Annotated in this window: 12 protein-coding genes; 6 read left to right on the top strand and 6 right to left on the bottom strand. The window is 70.2% G+C overall.

Features of this window, described 5'->3' with window-relative positions:
• Nucleotides 1–100 precede the first annotated feature (100 nt).
• Nucleotides 101–3640: a DNA polymerase III subunit alpha gene (gene dnaE, locus ACFU5K_RS28360; protein ID WP_384066647.1), complete on the bottom strand. Its 3540-nt coding sequence runs from the start codon at nt 3638–3640 to the stop codon at nt 101–103.
• Between the two features lie 235 nt (nt 3641–3875).
• On the opposite strand from dnaE, the gene ACFU5K_RS28355 reads away from it, so the two are divergent.
• From ACFU5K_RS28355 to ACFU5K_RS28340, 4 genes are all read left to right on the top strand, one after another.
• Entirely contained in the window at nt 3876–5201 is a 1326-nt protein-coding gene (locus ACFU5K_RS28355; RefSeq protein ID WP_384066646.1) for a DUF2252 domain-containing protein, read from the top strand.
• Between the two features lie 61 nt (nt 5202–5262).
• Nucleotides 5263–5985 (top strand): hypothetical protein, encoded by a 723-nt coding sequence (locus ACFU5K_RS28350; protein WP_384066644.1) that lies wholly within the window; start codon nt 5263–5265, stop codon nt 5983–5985.
• Nucleotides 5986–6033: 48 nt separating this feature from the next.
• A complete protein-coding gene (locus tag ACFU5K_RS28345; protein ID WP_384066643.1) occupies nt 6034–6849 on the top strand; it encodes a DsbA family protein in 816 nt (271 codons plus the stop codon).
• A 122-nt stretch (nt 6850–6971) separates the two neighbouring features.
• The gene (locus ACFU5K_RS28340) at nt 6972–8624 is read left to right on the top strand and encodes an alkaline phosphatase D family protein (RefSeq protein ID WP_384066641.1); all 1653 of its coding nucleotides are present in this window, start codon (nt 6972–6974) and stop codon (nt 8622–8624) included.
• A 55-nt stretch (nt 8625–8679) separates the two neighbouring features.
• Here ACFU5K_RS28340 and ACFU5K_RS28335 read toward each other — a convergent pair whose 3' ends face one another.
• Entirely contained in the window at nt 8680–9258 is a 579-nt protein-coding gene (locus ACFU5K_RS28335) for a dienelactone hydrolase family protein (RefSeq protein ID WP_384066639.1), read from the bottom strand.
• 37 nt (nt 9259–9295) lie between these two features.
• Here ACFU5K_RS28335 and ACFU5K_RS28330 point away from each other — a divergent pair, with 37 nt between their 5' ends.
• Nucleotides 9296–10438, top strand: coding sequence for a mechanosensitive ion channel family protein (locus tag ACFU5K_RS28330; protein WP_384066649.1), 1143 nt, complete (start codon nt 9296–9298; stop codon nt 10436–10438).
• A 67-nt stretch (nt 10439–10505) separates the two neighbouring features.
• Here ACFU5K_RS28330 and ACFU5K_RS28325 read toward each other — a convergent pair whose 3' ends face one another.
• The 4 genes from ACFU5K_RS28325 to ACFU5K_RS28310 all read right to left on the bottom strand — a co-directional run bounded on the left by ACFU5K_RS28325 (nt 10506) and on the right by ACFU5K_RS28310 (nt 13436).
• A complete protein-coding gene (locus ACFU5K_RS28325; protein ID WP_384066637.1) occupies nt 10506–10982 on the bottom strand; it encodes a GNAT family N-acetyltransferase in 477 nt (158 codons plus the stop codon).
• Nucleotides 10979–11920 carry an RluA family pseudouridine synthase gene (locus ACFU5K_RS28320; RefSeq protein WP_384066635.1) on the bottom strand — a complete coding sequence of 314 codons (942 nt, stop codon included), beginning with the start codon at nt 11918–11920 and terminating at the stop codon, nt 10979–10981. Before ACFU5K_RS28320 ends, ACFU5K_RS28325 begins: the two co-directional genes overlap by 4 nt.
• A gap of 23 nt (nt 11921–11943) precedes the next feature.
• Nucleotides 11944–12558, bottom strand: a complete 615-nt coding sequence (gene lspA / locus ACFU5K_RS28315) for a signal peptidase II (protein ID WP_384066633.1) — start codon at nt 12556–12558, stop codon at nt 11944–11946.
• Nucleotides 12559–12653: 95 nt separating this feature from the next.
• Nucleotides 12654–13436, bottom strand: coding sequence for a TraR/DksA family transcriptional regulator (locus ACFU5K_RS28310; RefSeq protein WP_384066632.1), 783 nt, complete (start codon nt 13434–13436; stop codon nt 12654–12656).
• Nucleotides 13437–13999: 563 nt separating this feature from the next.
• On the opposite strand from ACFU5K_RS28310, the gene ileS reads away from it, so the two are divergent.
• On the top strand, nt 14000–17167 hold the full coding sequence (ileS, locus tag ACFU5K_RS28305) for an isoleucine--tRNA ligase (RefSeq protein WP_384066630.1): 3168 nt from the start codon (nt 14000–14002) through the stop codon (nt 17165–17167).
• Nucleotides 17168–17225: the final 58 nt, after the last annotated feature.

Below are 17225 nucleotides of genomic sequence, written 5' to 3'. Positions count from 1 at the left end.
GCGCGCCCCCCACACCGCCCGCCCGGCGGGGCCGGCGGGCGGCGGGGGGCCCCCCGCCGGTCGGCGGGGCGCCCCTCTCGCGGGTGCGGGGTGAAGGCCGTCAGCCTGCCAGGCAGGACGGGCCGAGGAGGACCTTCAGGTCACCGAAGAGGGCCGGGTCCGGCTTGACCCGGTGCCGGTCGAGCCGGAGCACGGTGGTCTTGCGCGGGCCCTGGAGCCTGATGCGCACCTCGGTGTCGCCCCGGTGGTTGCTGAGGACCTCACCGAGCCTGCTGACCATGGGCGGGGTGACCCTGACCGTGGGGATGGTCAGCACGACGGGGGCGTTGGACCCGGCGTTGGAGATATCGGGGACCTGCATCTCCATCGCGACGAGGCGCGGCACGTCCTCGCGCTTGTCGAGGCGGCCCTTGACGAAGACGACGGTGTCCTCGACGAGCTGGGTGGAGACCAGCTGGTAGGTCGCGGGGAAGAACATGCACTCGATGGAGCCCGCGAGGTCCTCGACGGTGGCGATGGCCCAGGCGTTGCCCTGCTTGGTCATCTTGCGCTGGAGGCCGGAGATGATGCCGCCCACGGTGACGATCGCCCCGTCGGAGTGCTCCCCGCCGGTGAGCTGCGAGATCGCGGCATCCGACTTGTCGGACAGGACGTGCTCGAGTCCGAAGAGCGGATGGTCGGAGACGTAGAGGCCGAGCATCTCGCGTTCCTGTGCGAGCAGGTAGGACTTCTCCCACTCGATGTCGGAGAACTCGACGTCGAGGCCGAAGCCCGGCTCGTCGCTCGCCTCGTCGCCCATGCCGCCGAAGAGGTCGAACTGCCCCTCGGCCTCCTTGCGCTTGACCTGCACCACGTTGTCGATCATCGGCTCGTGGTGGGCGACGAGCCCCTTGCGGGTGTGCCCCATCTCGTCGAAGGCCCCGGCCTTGATGAGTGACTCGACGGTGCGCTTGTTGCAGACGACCGCTTCGACCTTGTCGAGGAAGTCGGGGAACGTGGAGTACTTCCCCTTCGCCTTGCGGCACCTGATGATCGAGTCGACCACGTTCTGCCCGACGTTGCGGATCGCGGTCAGCCCGAAGAGGATCACGTCGTCACCCTGGGCGGCGAAGTTCGACTCGGACTCGTTGACGTTCGGCGGGAGCACCTTGATGCCCATGCGCCGGCACTCGTTGAGGTAGACCGCGGACTTGTCCTTGTCGTCCTTGACGGACGTCAGCAGGGCGGCCATGTACTCGGCGGGATAGTTCGCCTTGAGGTAGGCGGTCCAGTAGGTGACCAGGCCGTACGCCGAGGAGTGGGCCTTGTTGAACGCGTACCCGGCGAACGGCACCAGGACGTCCCACAGTGCCTTGATGGCCGCGTCGGAGAAGCCGTTCTTCTTGGCACCGGCCTCGAAGAGGACGAAGTTCTTCGCCAGCTCGTCGGGCTTCTTCTTGCCCATCACGCGACGCAGGATGTCGGCCTCGCCGAGCGAGTAGCCGGCGACGATCTGCGCCGCCTTCTGCACCTGCTCCTGGTACACGATCAGACCGTAGGTGAGCCCGAGGACCTCCTTGAGGGGCTCCTCCAGCTCCGGGTGGATCGGGGTGATCTCCTGCCGGGCGTTCTTTCGCTCGGCGTAGTTCGTGTGCGAGTTCATGCCCATCGGGCCCGGCCGGTACAGGGCCGAGACGGCGGAGATGTCCTCGAAGTTGTCGGGCTGCATCTGGCGCAGCAGCGAGCGCATGGGGCCGCCGTCGAACTGGAAAACCCCGAGCGTGTCACCGCGGCACAGCAGCTCGTACGTCTTGGGGTCGTCCAGCGGCAGGGCGAGCATCTCCAGGTCGACGCCCTTGTTGGCCTTCACCATCTTGATGGCGTCGTCCATGATCGTCAGGTTGCGCAGGCCGAGGAAGTCCATCTTCAGCAGGCCGAGCGACTCGCACTGGGGGTAGTCCCACTGCGTGATGGTGACGCCGTCGGTGTGCCGGACCCAGACCGGGGCGTGGTCGACGATGGGCTCGCTGGACATGATCACGCCGGCCGCGTGCACACCCATCTGCCGGACGAGGCCCTCGACGCCCTTGGCGGTGTCGATGACCTTCTGGACGTCCGGCTCGTTCTCGTACATCCCCCGGATCTCGCCCGCCTCGCTGTAGCGCGGGTGCTTCGGGTCGGTGATGCCGCTGAGGTCGATGCCCTTGCCGAGGACGTCGGCGGGCATGGCCTTGGTGAGCCGGTCGCCCATCGCGTAGGGGTAGCCCAGGACGCGCGCGGAGTCCTTGATGGCGTTCTTGGCCTTGATCTTGCCGTAGGTGCCGATCATGGCGACCTTGTCGGCGCCGTACTTCTCGGTCACGTACCGGATGACCTCGACGCGCCTGCGCTCGTCGAAGTCGATGTCGACGTCGGGCATGGACACGCGCTCGGGGTTGAGGAAGCGCTCGAAGATCAGCCCGTGGGTGATCGGGTCGAGGTCGGTGATGCCCATGGCGTACGCGACGATCGAACCGGCGGCGGAGCCTCGGCCGGGGCCGACCGCGATGCCGTTGTTCTTGGCCCACATGATGAAGTCGGCGACGACGAGGAAGTACCCCGGGAACCCCATCTGGATGATGATGTCCATCTCGTACTCGGCCTGCTTCTGCCGGTCGTCGGGGACACCGTCCGGGTAGCGGCGGCCCATGCCGGCCCGGACCTCCTCCTGGAACCAGGTGACCTCCGTGAAGCCCTCGGGGATCTCGAACTTCGGCATGAGGTCGCGCTTCTCGAACATGCCCGCGGTGTCGATCTGCTGCGCGACCAGCAGGGTGTTGGCGCAGCCCTCCTGCCAGGCGTCCGAGGAGTCGACGCCGTACATCTCGTCCGTGGTCTTGAGGTAGTAGCCCGTGCCGTCGAAGCGGAAGCGGTCCGGGTCGGAGAGGTTCTTGCCGGTCTGGATGCAGAGCAGGGCGTCGTGCGCGGTCGCCTCGTTCGCGTACGTGTAGTGCGAGTCGTTCGTCACGAGCGGCGGGATGCCGAGCTTCCTGCCGATCTCCAGGAGCCCGTCGCGGACCCGGCGCTCGATCTCGATGCCGTGGTCCATCAGCTCCAGGAAGTACCGGCCCTCGCCGAAGATGTCCTTGTAGTCGGACGCCGCCTGGACCGCCTCGTCGAACTGCCCGAGCCGCAGCCGGGTCTGCACCTCTCCCGAGGGGCAGCCCGTGGAGGCGATCAGGCCCTCGGACCACTGGGAGATGGTCTCCCTGTCCATGCGGGGCCACTTCTGCAGCCAGCCCTCGGCGTACGCGTCCGAGGAGAGTTTGAAGAGGTTGTGCAGTCCTGTGCTGTTCGCCGCCCAGATCGTCTTGTGGGTGTAACCACCGGAACCCGAGACGTCGTCGCGCTTCTGGTGCGGCTGGCCCCACTGGATCTTGCGCTTGTGCTTGCGCGACTCGGGGGCGACGTAGGCCTCGATCCCGATGATCGGCGTGACCCCCGCCTTCTTCGCCGAGTGGAAGAAGTCGTACGCGCCGTGGAGGTTGCCGTGGTCGGTCATGGCGATGTGCGACATGCCCATGTCGTTGCACGCCTCGAACATGTCCTTGAGCCGCGCGGCACCGTCCAGCAGCGAGTACTGGGTGTGGACGTGCAGGTGCGTGAAGGGCGGCTTGGCCACGGCGCTGTGCCTCCGGGAGTCGGTGAGGGCGCGGCGCGGAGCGCCTCGCCTGGGGGTGGTGACTGGGGGTGGTGACCGCTCTGCGAACGGGGGACGACGGCTGAGGGGGACAGCGTGGAAGTCTACGTCCTGGAGGTGACGGACGACGGGCACTCCGGGGTACGGTCGCGCGTTGGAAGGGCGAGAACGCCCGTCCGTTTTGTCATGAACACCATGCACCAGGAGGCACCCAGCGATGTCGGACACGCAGACCGGCGCAGAGCAGCGCGGGGAGCAGATTCTCGCCGTTTTCGACACCGCGTTCGGCGAGCTCCTCGCCGCGGATCCCGCAGCCTTCCGGGTCAAGTTCCGCAAGATGGCGGGTTCCGCGTTCGCCTTCTACCGGGGCTCGGCCGGCTTGTTCTACGCCGACCTGGACCGCGAGCAGAACGGCGGCCCGTACCTGGACGAGCGCACCAGCCGGGTCTGGATCCATGGCGATCTCCACGCCGAGAACTTCGGCACGTACATGGACGCCAACGGCCGGCTCGTGTTCAACGTCAACGACTTCGACGAGGCCTATGTGGGCCCGTTCACCTGGGACCTCAAGCGCTTCGCCGCCTCCGTCGCCCTGATCGGCTACGCGAAGGCCCTGGGCGACGAGCAGATCTCCGAGCTCGTCCGGGTCTTCGCCGGCGCCTACCGTGAGCGGATTCACGCGCTGGCGACGGGCGCGAAGAACGACGAGGTGCCGCCCTTCACCCTGGACACCGCGGACGGCCCGCTGCTGGGAGCGCTCCGCGTCGCGCGTTCCCTCACCCGGTTCGGCCTGCTGGACTCGATGACGGAGATCCGGGACTTCGAGCGGCGCTTCGGGGCCGGCGGCGGGGCGATCGACCTGGACGCCGCCACGCGCTACAAGGTGCTCGCCGCGTTCGACGGCTATCTGGAGACGCTGCCGGAGTCGAGCCTGACCCGTCCCGACTCCTACCGGGTCAAGGACGTCGTCGGCCGGCGCGGCATCGGCATCGGCTCCGCCGGCCTGCCGTCGTACAACATCCTCCTGGAGGGCAACAGCGACGCCCTGGAGAACGACGTCGTGATCTACGTCAAGCAGGCGCAGACCCCTGCGGTCTCCCGCCACATCACCGACGCGGCCGTGCGTGAGTACTTCCAGCACGAGGGCCACCGCACGGTGATCTCCCAGCGCGCGCTCCAGGCTCACGCCGACCCGTGGCTGGGATGGACCGAGCTGGACGGTTCCGGTCAGCTGGTCGCCGAGGTCTCCCCGTACGCGGTCGATCTGGACTGGTCCGACATCGACGAGCCGGAGGACATCGCGGCGGTGGTCGCGGATCTCGGCCGGGCCACGGCGACGATGCACTCGGCGGCCGACGACGAGAGCGGTCACTCACTGGTGCCGTTCTCCACCGAACGCGCCATCGACGCGGCCATCGCGGGGGACAAGGAGGGCTTCGCGGAGCTGCTGGTCGACTTCGCGCACAGCTACGGCGCGCGCGCCCGTGCCGACCACCAGATCTTCGTGGACCTCTTCCGCAACGGCCGCATCCCCGGCCTGTAGGAACCGCCCCCCGCAGGTCCTTAGGACTCGCTTACAGGAACGCATGGCACACTTTCCGGCGATGGACGTATCAGGGACGCAGATCAGAGCGGTACGCGCGGCGCTGTTCACCGCGCTCGTCGTCACGCTCTCCTCCGCGTCCCACGTGCTGCTCTCCCGGGTCCCGCTGCCGATGACGGCGGTCGCACTGCTGGCCGGCGCGGTCTTCGCCGTGGCCTTCGCGCTGGCGGGCCGGGAGCGCGGTTTCGGGGCGATCGCCGGACTGCTGGTTCCGCTGGAACTGGCGGCCGACACGGTGTTCACCACCGGCCAGCACCTCTGCTACGGCGCGGCGGGCGGCCCGATCGCGGGGCCGCTGCGCTCCGTGGGCGTCGACGTGCTCTGCGGCGGTGAGGCCGGGACGGGCCCCGACGGGCTCCCCGGTGTCGCCTCCGTCGGCACACCGCTGGCCGGGGTGGCCGCCGCCGGCGGTCACGCCGCCCTGCTGGCATCGCCCGGACCGGCCGTCCCGTGGCTGCTGCTGGCCGCGCACGTCTCGGTCGGGCTGCTGGCCGCGGCCTGGCTGCGGCGCGGGGAGTCGGCACTCGCCAGGCTCCTGCGCTCAGCGGCCGACTTCGCCTTCCGGCCGCTGCTGACCGCGGCCGCCGCGACACGCGCGACGGGACGGCGCACCCGGCCGGGCATCCGCCGCGCCGCCCGCCCGCACCCGCTCGCACCGGCACGCTTCCTCGTGCACTCCGTGGGACGAAGGGGCCCTCCGCGCTCGGCCCGCACCTTCGCCTGAGTATGCGGAAAGTCCCCTGAGCCACCCCCACACCTACGGAGCACACCCATGAGCAACCGCAACAGCCAGGCCAACAAGTCCGCCGCCCGTGAGCGGCTGCGCGCGGAGCGCGAGCGCCAGGTCAAGAAGGACAAGACCCGCAAGCAGATCGTCGTCGGCGTCTCCGTCGTCGCCGTGCTGGCGATCGCCGGCGGCGTCAGCTACGGCGTGATGCAGCTGAACAAGCCCTCCGCCTGGGAGGCCGCGGCCGACGCGAAGAACGTCACCGCCCCGAAGAACACCTCGGGCACCGACGGCACGACCGTCGTCATCGGCAAGGCCGGCGCCAAGAAGACCCTGGAACTGTACGAGGACTCGCGCTGCCCGATCTGCGCCACGTTCGAGCAGACGGTCGGCAAGACGGTGACCGGGGACGTCGACGCCGGCAAGTACAAGATCAAGTACGTCGGTGCGACCTTCATCGACAACTCGGACAGCGGCGAGGGTTCGAAGAACGCCCTGAGCGCGCTGGGCGCGGCGCTCGACGTGAGCCCCGAGGCCTTCCTGGAGTACAAGGCCGCGCTCTACTCCGCGAAGTACCACCCCCAGGAGACCAGCGACAAGTTCGCCAAGGACAGCTACCTCATCGAGGTGGCGGACACGGTGGACGCGCTGAAGGGCAACGCGGCGTTCAAGAAGGACGTCGAGGACGGCACGTACGACGCCTGGGCGATCAAGATGTCCAAGGCGTTCGACAAGAGCGGCGTCCAGGGCACCCCGACCCTGAAGATGGACGGCAAGACGCTCACCGCCGAGGGCAGCAAGAACGCCCCCATGACGGTGGCCGACTTCGACAAGGCGATCACCGCGGCCCTGAAGGGCTGACGGGAGAACCGTCGTCCGCGGAGGGCGACGGGAGCAGTTCCAGGCGTCATCCGGCCAACAGGCGGGCGAACTCCTCTTGTTCGCCCGCCTGTTCGCTCTACTCGCCAGTAGGGTCATCGTCCGTGACCAGACACCTCTCAGCAGCACCCAGCCGCCGCACGGTCGTCAAGGCCGCAGCCGCCACCGCCGTCGCCGCTCCCGTCCTCGCGGCCGCCTCCGGCGCACGGGCCGCGGGCGGCCCGGCCTTCCTGCACGGCGTCGCGTCGGGGGACCCGCTGCCCGACGGCGTACTCCTGTGGACCCGCGTCACTCCCGCTCCGGACGCCGTGCCCGGTTCGGGCATCGGCGCCGACACGGCGGTGGACTGGGAGATCGCCGAGGACAAGGCGTTCTCCCGGATAGCAGCCCGGGGCACGACCGTCGCCCGGTCCGCCTCCGACCACACCGTCAGGGCCGACGTCCGCGGGCTGCGCCCGTCCACGGCCTACTGGTTCAGGTTCTCGGCGGGCGGCACCGGACAGAGGGTGCTCTCCCCCGCCGGCCGCACCCGCACGGCGCCCGCCAAGGATGCCCCCACCCCCGGGGTCCGCTTCGGCGTCGTGTCCTGCGCCAACTGGGAGGCGGGCTGGTTCTCCCCCTACCGGCACCTGGCGGCCCGTGCCGACCTGGACGCCGTCCTGCACCTGGGCGACTACATCTACGAGTACGCGTCGGGCAGTTACCCGACCCAGGACACCGTGGTACGCCCTCACGCCCCGTCGCACGAGATCCTCACCCTCGCCGACTACCGGACCCGGCACGCCACATACAAGACGGATACCGACCTCCAGTCTCTGCACGCCGCCCACCCGGTGATCGCGATTTGGGACGACCACGAGTTCGCCAACGACGCCTGGTCCGGCGGGGCGGAGAACCACACCCCCGGCACCGAGGGTTCGTGGGACGCCCGGGTGGCCGCGGCGAAGCAGGCGTACTTCGAGTGGATGCCGGTCCGCGCCTCCACGGAGGGGACCGTCTACCGGCGTCTCACCTTCGGCAGCCTGGCCGAACTGCACCTGCTCGACCTGCGCAGCTTCCGTTCCGAACAGGCGTCGGTCGGCAACGGGGCGGTGGACGACCCGGAGCGTTCGATCACCGGGCGGGCCCAACTGGACTGGCTGAAGGCCGGGCTCGCCGGATCGGACGCCGCCTGGAAACTGGTCGGCACATCCGTCATGATCTCCCCGGTCGCCTTCGGCGCCCTGCCGGCGCATCTGCTGGCACCCCTGGCGGAACTGCTGGGACTGCCCTCGGAGGGTCTGGCGGTCAACGTCGACCAGTGGGACGGCTACACGGACGACCGCAAGGAGCTCATCTCCCACCTGCGGGACAGGGGGATCCGGAACACGGTCTTCCTGACCGGTGACATCCACATGGCGTGGGCCAACGACGTCCCCGTGAAGGCGGCGACATATCCGCTGTCCGCCTCCGCGGCAACCGAGTTCGTGGTCACTTCTGTGACCTCGGACAACCTGGACGACATCCTGCGGGTGGCCCCGCAGACGGTGTCACTCGTCGCGGCCGCGGAGGTGAAGGCGGCCAACCGCCATGTGAAATGGGTCGATCTGGACTCGCACGGCTACGGGGTCCTCGACGTGACGTCCGAGCGCTCCCAGATGGACTACTACGCCGTGTCCGACAAGACCGCGAAGGACGCGACCTCGTCCTGGGTCCGGTCCTACCGCACGCTCAGCGGCACCCAGAGGATCGAGCGGGTGAGCGCCCCGGTGCGCTGAGAGCGTGCCCCGCGCCGGGGCCGCGCGCCGAGGGTGCGCGGCCCCGGCCGCCGGCCTACAGCGTGGCGAGGAAGCCGATCGCGACCTTCCACGTCAGGTCGGCCGCCGCCTGGTCGAAGTCGGGCAGGTCGAAATCCGTGTAGAGGTGCCCGGCTCCGGGATAGCGGTAGACCTCGACGTCGGCCCCGGTCCGCTGCATCTGGAGGTACCAGCTGTTCAGCCAGTCCGGCGACTCGAAGGCGTCGGGGTCGGCGACGTGGAGCTGCACGGGCAGCTCGTCCACCGAGGCGTTCTCGGCGATGTCCGAGGTCCCGTGGAGCAGCAGCAGGCCGCGTGCCTTCGCGTCACCGAGCGCGAGGGTCTGCGCCACCGACGCACCGAAGGAGAAGCCCGCGTACACGAGGCCCTGGTCGGAGTAGGGCGCGGCGGCCAGCACGGCCCGCTTGAGCAGCTCGTCCTTGCCCACCTGATCCTTGAAGGCCATTCCCTCCTCGACCGTCTCGAAGGTGTGCCCCTCGAAGAGATCGGGCACGCGCACCTCGTGCCCGGCTGCGCGCAGCCGGTCGGCAGACGCGTGCACGGCCGGCCTCAGACCGTAGGTCGAGTGGAAAAGCATGATGTTCATGCGCTCCATGGTGCCAGGCGTGCCCCGACTCTTGGAGGACGACGGAATGGAGAACGTACTGCGGCCGCTGCTCGTGCTGGGCGGGTCGCCGGCGATCACCCTGCTGGTGGGCTGGCTGGTCGATCTGCTGCTGCGCCGGGCGGACAGCCGGCATCACGAGACGCCCGTCTGGGGTCTTCTGCGGCTCTGCCGCCCACCTCTCCAAGTGGTGCTGTGCACGGCTCTGCTGAGGGCCAGCTTCGGTCAGCTCCGGCTCGAGACCGTACGGGAGCACCGGCCCGGGATCAGCCAGACGCTCACGCTCGTGCTGATCGCCGCGTCGGCCTGGCTGGTCATCCGCGTCGCCGCCACCGTCGTGCAGTCCTCGTACGCGCGTTACGCGACGGGCACCCGCGATCCCGCCCGTGTCCGCCGCGTCCGCACCCAGGTCACGCTGATCCAGCGCGTGGTCACCGCAGTGGTGGCGACGGTGGCCGTCGCCGCGATGCTGCTGACGTTCCCGGCCATGCGCACCGTCGGCACGTCGATGCTGGCGTCCGCCGGTGTCCTCGGGATCGTCGCCGGTGTCGCCGCCCAGTCGACGCTCGGCAACCTCTTCGCGGGGTTCCAGATCGCCTTCGGCGACATGGTGCGGATCGGCGACACCGTGGTGGTGGACGGCGAGTGGGGCACCGTGGAGGAGATCACCCTGACCTTCCTCGCGGTGCGGACCTGGGACGAGCGGCGTATCACCATGCCCGTGTCGTACTTCACGAGCAAGCCGTTCGAGAACTGGTCGCGCGGCGGGGTGCAGATGACCGGCACGGTCTTCCTCCAGCTGGACCACTCCGCGCCGATCCCGGCGATGCGGGACAAGCTCCGCGACATCCTCGGTGAGTGTGCCGCCTGGGACGGCCGTGACTGGTCCCTGGCGGTGACGGACACCACCCCGTCGACGATCCAGGTGCGGGCCGTGGTCACCGCGAAGGACGCCGACGACATCTGGACGGTGCGCTGCGCCGTGCGGGAGCAGTTGATCGGCTGGCTTCGCGACCACCACCCGTACGCGCTCCCGCGGATCGTGACCTCGCCCGCGGCGCTTCCGCCCGGGGACCACTGGCGGGAGCTGACCGGCGCCGAGCAGGTCGGCACGTCCGCCAACGGCTGGGCGGCCGATCAGGACAAGGCGCCCCGTACGGGCCGCGGCTGAGCCGCCGGGCCTGCGGGGCGTCGGCGCAGACTGCGCACGCCGAGGTACCGCGGCACCCGGTCCGCGGTCAGAGCGGGCGGCGCATCGCGCGGTGCGGCATCCCGGCGTCGTCGAACTCGGGGCCGTACGCGCGGTACCCGAGCCGCTCGTAGAAGCCGAGTGCGTGTGTCTGGGCGTGCAGGTCCACGGAGGTCAAGCCCAGCGTGCGGGCCTCCTCCTCGATCGCACGGACCAGCGCCGCCCCCACACCGAGGCCGCGGGCCGCGCGGGTCACCGCGAGCCGGCCGAGCGAACCGGCCGTGGGGTCGCCGTCGGTGCGGTCCGCCGCGGCCGCGCCGTGCAGCAGCCGTCCCGTGCCGAGGGCGGATCCGTCCGCGGCGACGGCGAGGACGTGCACAGCCGTGGCGTCGTGGGCGTCGTACTCGATGTCCTCGGGCACCTGCTGCTCGCCCACGAAGACCTCCTTGCGCACCTGGAAGCAGGCCGCGAGATCACTCTCCTGAAGGGCCCTGCGGGTGCTGCACTCGACGTGGCCGGAGCTCACTCGCTCTCCGCCGCGATCGTGTCGAGGGCCTGGCGGAGGTCGTCCGGGTAGGTGCTGGCGAACTCGACCCAGCTGCCGTCGGCGGGGTGCTCGAAGCCGAGCCGGACGGCGTGCAGCCACTGCCGGGTGAGGCCCAGGCGCTTGGCCAGCGTCGGGTCGGCGCCGTAGGTCAGGTCGCCGACGCAAGGATGCCGGTGCGCCGACATGTGCACACGGATCTGGTGGGTGCGCCCGGTCTCCAGCTTGATGTCGAGCAGGCTCGCCGCGCGGTAGGCCTCGATGAGGTCGTAGTGCGTCACGGAGGGCTTGCCCTCGGCGGTGACGGCCCACTTGTAGTCGTGCTGCGGGTGGCGGCCGATGGGGGCGTCGATCGTGCCGCTCATCGGGTCGGGGTGTCCCTGGACCAGCGCGTGGTACTTCTTCTCGACGACGCGGTCGCGGAACTGGGCCTTGAGCAGGGTGTAGGCACGCTCGGACTTGGCCACGACCATCAGTCCGGACGTACCGACGTCCAGCCGGTGCACGATGCCCTGGCGCTCGGCGGCGCCGGACGTCGAGATCCGGTAGCCGGCCGCCGCGAGGCCGCCGATGACAGTGGTGCCGGTCCAGCCGGGGCTGGGGTGCGCGGCGACGCCGACCGGCTTCATGATGACGACGATGTCGTCGTCGTCGTGGACGATCTCCATGCCCTCGACGGGCTCGGCGACGATCTGGACCGGGGCGGCTGCCTGCGGCATCTCGACCTCCATCCAGGCGCCCCCGTGCACACGCTCGGACTTCCCGGCCACAGCACCGTCCACCTGCACCTTCCCGGCGGCGGCCAGCTCGGCGGCCTTCGTGCGGGAGAAACCGAACATCCGGGAGATGGCGGCGTCGACACGCTCGCCCTCCAGGCCGTCGGGTACGGGCAGGGTGCGGACCTCGGGATGCGTACTCACCCGTCGAGTATGCCTTGCGCCCGCTAGTCCTTGTGCACGGTGCCGTCGGGGTCCAGGCCCTTGAAGGAGAGGATCACGATGAGGATTCCGCCGCACACGATCGCGGAGTCCGCGAGGTTGAAGACGGCGAAGTGCGCGGGGGCGATGAAGTCGACCACGGCACCCTTGAAGACTCCGGGAGCCCGGAAGATCCGGTCGGTGAGGTTGCCGAGCGCCCCGCCGAGCAGAAGGCCCAGCGCGATCGCCCAGGGCAGGCTGTAGAGCTTGCGGGCCAGCCGGACGATGACGATGATCACGACGGCGGCGATGGCCGTGAAGATCACGGTGAACGCCTCGCCGATCCCGAAGGCGGCGCCCGCGTTGCGGATCGCGTCGAACTTGAGCCAGTCGCCGAAGATCTCGATGGGCTCCTCGTGCTCCAGCTTCGCGACCACGATCATCTTGCTGATCAGGTCCAGCAGGTAGGCGAGGACCGCCACCCCGAGGAGCGCCAGGATCTTCTTCCTGCCGCGCCCGCCGACCGTGCCGTCGCTCCCGGACGTGGTCGCGCCCCCGGTGGGCTCCCGGGGCTCAGCCCCGTCGGCCCCCTCGGCATCAGGGATGTCCGGCGTACCGATGATGCGCTCCGCCTCTGCCACGTGAGTCCCTCAACCTAGGTGCCTGACTGAGGACGAGGGTACGACACACCCGGGCGGTCCGGGGTCTCAGGCCCCGGACCGCCCGGCGTCCCCGGTCACTGGCCCCGCCGCTCCTGCTTCTGCTTGTCCTCGACGCAGAGCGTGGCCCGGGGGAAGGCCTGCATACGGGCCTTCCCGATGGGATTGCCGCAGACCTCGCAGAGGCCGTACGTCCCGGCGTCCAGCCGGGCCAGGGCGCGCTCCGTCTGGTCCAGCGTCTCCTGGGCGTGGGCGGCCAGGGACAGCTCGTGCTCACGGGTGATGTTCTTCGTGCCGGTGTCGGCGTCGTCGTCACCGGCCCCGTCCCCGGAGTCGCGCATCAGGCCTGCCAGGGCCGCTCCCGAGGCCTCCAGCTCGGTGCGCAGCCGCGCGGCCTCACCGGTCAGCTCGGCCCGCGCCGCGTCGACCTCCTCCGGCGTCCAGGGGTCCTCCCCCGGCCGGACCGCGAGCTCCCCGGGAGCCGTCGCGGCGGCGCGGGCCTGGGGCACCGCCGTGGCGGCGCCCTTTCCGACAGCCGTGGACCGGCCGGCGCTCTTCTTGGCTACCACCGTGTGGGCTCCTGTCTGCTCTGCGGCATCCGCCGCCCCCGTTGCCTTCTTCGAAGCCTTTTTGGCTGCGCTCTTCTTCGCCGTGCTCTTCTTCGCCGTGCTTTTCTTCACCGGCCCGTGGTGCGCCGGCTCGTCCGCGGGACGGTCCGCGGCCTTCTTCGCCGTCTTCCTCACCGGCTTCTCCTGGGCCGCCTCGGGTGCGTCCTGCTCACCGTCGCTCCCGGGGCTCTCCCCGGCGGCCGTGGATCTCTCGGACGCCGTCTTCGATCCGGCGGTCTTCTTCGCCACCATGGCCGCGGCCCCTTCACATAGTGTGATCTTGCACGCGAATCGTGCTGGGACGATAAATCGGCCCCAGCTCCGCGGCAACGGGGCACGCCGCCGGTTCGCCCCTCCCCGCGGCCGGGCAGTGGCGCGCCTGCAAGCGTTGTGCCCAGCTCCCCGCGGGGTAATCCGCCCACGTCCGCCCTCCGGGACTCCTTCAGGGCCGTCTGGCCATTCGGGTCACGCCCCGCCGGGCGGATAACCGGTCGGCCGTCGCCCGTACGGGCCCGTACACTGGCCGCAGCGAGAGGCATGGACGGGACGAGTAGCGTCGTACGCAGCCAGCAGCGACCCGGGGACGGTGGAAGCCCGGGGGTGAGCGCGCCGTGAAGATCACCCCGGAGCCGCCGGAAGAACGCTCTGGACGCGTGGGCTCCGCCCGCGGGCACAGGGCCATTAGACCCGGCATCGCGACCCCAATGAGGGGGCCACGGGCACACGCCCGGGGCCAAGGAGGGTGGTACCGCGGGAGCTCCGGGCTCTCGTCCCTCCGACGGAAGTGGAAGACGTCCGCCGGAGGAAGCCCGCACATGACATCGCCGCAGTACCGCCAGGTACCCGCCCAGGTCGACCTGCCCGCCCTCGAGCACGCCGTGCTCGACTTCTGGCGCGACCGCAAGATCTTCGCCAAGAGCCTCGACCGGTCCGAGGGCCGCCCCGAGTGGGTCTTCTACGAGGGCCCGCCGACAGCCAACGGCATGCCGGGCGCCCACCACATCGAGGCCCGCGTCTTCAAGGACGTGTTCCCCCGCTTCCGCACCATGCAGGGCTACCACGTCGGCCGGAAGGCCGGCTGGGACTGTCACGGCCTGCCGGTCGAGCTCGCGGTGGAGAAGGAGCTGGGCTTCAACGGCAAGAAGGACATCGAGGCGTACGGCATCGCCGAGTTCAACGCCAGGTGCCGCGAGTCCGTGACCCGCCACACCGACGCCTTCGCCGAGCTCACGACCCGTATGGGTTACTGGGTGGACCTGGACGACGCCTACCGCACCATGGACCCGGAGTACGTCGACTCCGTGTGGTGGTCGCTGAAGGAGATCTTCAACAAGGACCTGCTCGTCCAGGACCACCGCGTCGCGCCCTGGTGCCCCCGCTGCGGCACCGGCCTGTCCGACCACGAGCTCGCCCAGGGTTACGAGACGGTCGTCGACCCGTCGGTCTTCGTGCGCTTCCCGCTGACGAGCGGCCCGCTCGCGGGCGAAGCGGCACTGCTGGTCTGGACGACGACCCCCTGGACCCTGGTCTCCAACACCGCAGTCGCCGCGCACCCGGACGTCACCTACGTCGTCGCGACGGACGGCGAGGAGAAGCTCGTCGTCGCGCAGCCCCTGGTCGAAAAGGCGCTGGGCGAGGGCTGGGAGCTCACCGGACAGACCTTCACCGGCCGGGAGATGGAGCGCTGGACCTACGAGCGCCCGTTCGAGCTGGTCGAGTTCCCGGCCGAGGCGCACTTCGTCGTCAACGCCGAGTACGTCACGACCGAGGACGGTACGGGCCTGGTCCACCAGTCCCCCGCCTTCGGCGCCGACGACCTCGTCGTCTGCCGCTCGTACGGCCTGCCGGTCGTGAACCCGGTCCGCCCCGACGGCACGTTCGAGGAAGACCTCCCGCTGGTCGGCGGCGTGTTCTTCAAGAAGGCCGACGAGGCGCTCACCGAGGACCTGGCCGCGCGCGGCAAGCTCTTCCGACACGTCCCCTACGAGCACAGCTACCCGCACTGCTGGCGCTGCCACACGGCGCTGCTCTACTACGCGCAGCCGTCCTGGTACATCCGCACGACGGCGGTCAAGGACCGGCTGCTCCAGGAGAACGAGAAGACCAACTGGTACCCGGACTCCGTCAAGAACGGCCGCTTCGGTGACTGGCTGAACAACAACGTCGACTGGGCGCTGTCGCGCAACCGCTACTGGGGCACCCCGCTGCCCATCTGGCGCTGCGAGGACGACCACCTCACCTGCGTGGGCTCGCGCGCGGAGCTCACCGAGCTGACCGGCACGGACCAGTCGGACCTGGACCCGCACCGCCCGTTCATCGACGAGATCACCTTCACGTGCTCGCACCCGAACTGCCAGTTGGAGGCGTACCGCGTCCCCGAGGTCATCGACGCCTGGTACGACTCGGGTTCGATGCCGTTCGCACAGTGGGGGTACCCGTACAAGAACAAGGAGGTCTTCGAGAGCCGTTACCCGGCGCAGTTCATCTCGGAGGCCATCGACCAGACCCGCGGCTGGTTCTACACGCTGATGGCGGTCGGCACCCTCGTCTTCGACAAGTCGAGTTACGAGAACGTCGTCTGCCTGGGCCACATCCTCGCCGAGGACGGCCGCAAGATGTCCAAGCACCTGGGCAACATCCTCCAGCCGATCCCGCTCATGGACCAGCACGGCGCCGACGCCGTCCGCTGGTTCATGGCGGCCGGCGGCTCCCCGTGGGCGGCGCGGCGCGTGGGCCACGGCACCATCCAGGAGGTCGTCCGCAAGACGCTCCTCACCTACTGGAACACGGTGGCCTTCCAGGCCCTGTACGCCCGTACGTCGAACTGGGCGCCGTCGGCGGCCGACCCGGAACCGGCCGACCGCACGGTCCTGGACCGCTGGCTGCTCAGCGAGCTCGGCACCCTGGTGGACCAGGTCAGCGCGGCACTGGAGGCGTACGACACCCAGCGTGCCGGCAAGCTGCTCTCCGGGTTCGTCGACGACCTTTCCAACTGGTACGTCCGCCGGTCGCGCCGCCGCTTCTGGCAGGGTGACAAGGCAGCGCTCCGCACGCTGCACGAGGTCGTGGAGACGGTCACCAGGCTGATGGCCCCGCTGACCCCGTTCATCACGGAGCGCGTCTGGCAGGACCTGATCGTCCCCGTCACCCCGGGCGCCCCGGAGTCGGTGCACCTGTCGACGTGGCCGAAGGCCGACCCGGCCTCGGTCGACCCCACGCTCTCCTCGCAGATGGCTCTGGTACGCCGCCTGGTCGAGCTGGGCCGGGCCACGCGTGCCGAGTCGGGCGTGAAGACGCGGCAGCCCCTGTCGCGCGCCCTGGTGGCGGCGTCGGGCTTCGAGTCCCTGACGCCGGAGCTGTGCGCACAGATCACGGAGGAGCTGAACGTCTCTTCCCTGGCCTCCCTCTCCGATTCCTCCGCCGGTCCAGCGGGCGGCGGCTCGCTGGTCGACACCACGGCCAAGGCGAACTTCCGCGCGCTGGGCAAGCGGTTCGGCAAGGGCGTCCAGGCGGTGGCCAAGGCCGTCGCGGACGCCGACGCCGCCGCGCTCTCACTGGCCCTGCGCGAGGGGACGGCCGCGGTCGACGTGGACGGCGAGCGGGTCACCCTCTCCCCCGACGAGGTCATCATCACCGAGACCCCGCGCGAGGGCTGGTCGGTGGCGTCCGACTCCGGTGCGACGGTCGCCCTGGACCTGGAGATCACTCCCGAACTCCGGGCCGCGGGCCTGGCCCGTGACGCGATCCGGCTGATCCAGGAGGCCCGCAAGAACAGCGGCCTGGACGTGGCCGACCGCATCGCGGTGCGCTGGACCTCCACGTCCGCCGAGACCGCGGAGGCCCTGGCCGCGCACGCGACCCTGATCGCGGACGAGGTCCTTGCCCTGGACTACGCGCAGGGCGAGGCCGACGACACGTACGGCTCGTCGTTCGAGGACGAAGGCCTGGGGCTCGTCTTCCGCCTGCGCAAGACCGCCGAGTAGCGGCCGGCGCCGCACCGAGCGAGCGGCCCGCCCCTCTCCGGTCGGAGAGGGGCGGGCC

Origin of the sequence: Streptomyces sp. NPDC057428 (genome assembly GCF_042803195.1) — a bacterium.
In the GTDB taxonomy this organism is placed as follows: domain Bacteria; phylum Actinomycetota; class Actinomycetes; order Streptomycetales; family Streptomycetaceae; genus Streptomyces.
The sequence above is the reverse complement of the archived record's forward strand: the minus strand, read 5'-3'. Positions and strand labels throughout refer to the sequence as shown.

Coding starts and splice junctions, on each gene's coding strand:
- ACFU5K_RS28310 (WP_384066632.1), bottom strand. CDS start 13,436: ATGGTGGCGAAGAAGACCGCCGGATCGAAGACGGCGTCCGAGAGATCC.
- ACFU5K_RS28350 (WP_384066644.1), top strand. CDS start 5,263: ATGGACGTATCAGGGACGCAGATCAGAGCGGTACGCGCGGCGCTGTTC.
- ileS (WP_384066630.1), top strand. CDS start 14,000: ATGACATCGCCGCAGTACCGCCAGGTACCCGCCCAGGTCGACCTGCCC.
- ACFU5K_RS28355 (WP_384066646.1), top strand. CDS start 3,876: ATGTCGGACACGCAGACCGGCGCAGAGCAGCGCGGGGAGCAGATTCTC.
- ACFU5K_RS28335 (WP_384066639.1), bottom strand. CDS start 9,258: ATGGAGCGCATGAACATCATGCTTTTCCACTCGACCTACGGTCTGAGG.
- ACFU5K_RS28345 (WP_384066643.1), top strand. CDS start 6,034: ATGAGCAACCGCAACAGCCAGGCCAACAAGTCCGCCGCCCGTGAGCGG.
- ACFU5K_RS28330 (WP_384066649.1), top strand. CDS start 9,296: ATGGAGAACGTACTGCGGCCGCTGCTCGTGCTGGGCGGGTCGCCGGCG.